Source organism: Clostridium sp. NSJ-49 (genome assembly GCF_014287725.1).
Taxonomy (GTDB): Bacteria; Bacillota; Clostridia; order Clostridiales; family Clostridiaceae; genus Clostridium; species Clostridium disporicum_B.
The window spans coordinates 1-1,494 of the sequence record NZ_JACOOP010000105.1 but is presented as its reverse complement, the minus strand read 5'-3'; the positions used below and the strand labels follow the sequence as shown (position 1 = coordinate 1,494).

Below are 1,494 nucleotides of genomic sequence, written 5' to 3'. Positions count from 1 at the left end.
TAGGGTTAATCATATTTCTTAACCCTTATATATCAAGGCCTTTATGGCCAAGATTTTTTATATCACTCAAATTTTTCAGTATCATTTTTGCTCCTTTGGATAAAACTAATAGCATATACATAAACTAATTAGTTGCACTAACGGAGGTTTAAAAAATGATAACAAGACAAGAGATATTTAACATAGTTGATCTATTTACTTCACAATCAACAATTAATTTTTACGAAAACATATTTGATAATTTAGATTTATCATTTATACCTGAATTTATTGAATCAAAACGTGGACCAAAAGGCTATTCACGTCACGCTCTTACTAGAGCGTTTGTTGTTATGAACTGTGAACATTTTAGAGAAATAACTCTACTTTGTGATTTTTTAAATACTAATTTAAAAATTGCTCAATTATGCGGATTTGACATTACTAAACCATTACCTTCTTATAGCGTTTACCAACGTTTTATTCATGATATTGATAATAATTTACTAAAGGAAATAATGAAATCACAAGTAAATGAACTTATAAAATTAGATGCCATAGATAACTCAATAGTATCTGTAGATTCAACCCCTATAAAAGCAAATACAAAGTATAATAATCCAAAATGTTTTTCTAAAAATAAATTTTCTAATGAAAAACATCCTAAATCAGATAAGGACTGTAAATTAGGAGTCCACACTGCAAATAATGAAGATTCAAAAAAGAATTATACTTTTTATTGGGGTTATAAAAATTTAATAATGTGTGATGCAAAATCAGGATTGCCAATTTATGAAGTAACTCTTACAGGCGAAAAAGCTGATGTTTCAAATCTAATTAATTTTTTAGATAAAATAAATTCTTGGTTTAGCTTAAAAAATTCCAAAATTCTCGCTGATAAAGGTTTTGATTCTAAAGCAAACTATAATTACATAAAAGATGTTTTACATTCTGAAGCTTTTATTGCTAAAAATAAACGTAACAGCAAAACTGTTGAAACTATTTCTTGCGGTAACCCGCTATGCGAAGCAGGTTTAGCAATGCATAAAGACGGTAAGCAATATCTAAAAGGTTCAATAAAACAAAAATTTTGTTGTCCATTTAGAACATCAAAAGATGATTCTAAATGCCCTTGTAATCACCCTAAATATAATAATGGTCATAAAAATAGAGGATGTATAAAATATAAATCTATCAGTACAGACTATAGATCAACCGTCGATGATACATCAGATTATTTTAAACTATACTATTCAAAGAGAACTGAATCAGAACGCTACAATTCACGATTTAAGAATCTTAATCTTGAAAATGCCTCTGTTAGAAATATTTCTTCCATATCTAACCTAAATACCTTAGGTCACATATGCCTTTTAACAGTTGCTATTGCTGCAATTGTTAATAAAAAGGAAGATAAGATTTGTTCTCTAAGCAAGCTTAAACGAGCTAGTTAGCTCTTTAACAACCTAATATTTTACATTTTATTATCCTCATAGGGATAGTCTGCCCTTTTTT

General features: G+C 28.0%; 1 protein-coding gene. It reads left to right on the top strand.

Annotated elements, in window-relative coordinates; all coding sequences use genetic code 11:
- The first annotated feature begins 155 nt into the window (after positions 1 to 155).
- Positions 156 to 1,433: a transposase gene (locus H8S10_RS17815; protein WP_186839743.1), complete on the top strand. Its 1,278-nt coding sequence runs from the start codon at positions 156 to 158 to the stop codon at positions 1,431 to 1,433.
- The last annotated feature ends 61 nt before the right edge of the window (positions 1,434 to 1,494 follow it).

Bases quoted from the DNA above. Each gene is read 5' to 3' on its own strand.
- H8S10_RS17815 (WP_186839743.1), top strand. From the start codon at position 156: ATGATAACAAGACAAGAGATATTTAACATAGTTGATCTATTTACTTCA.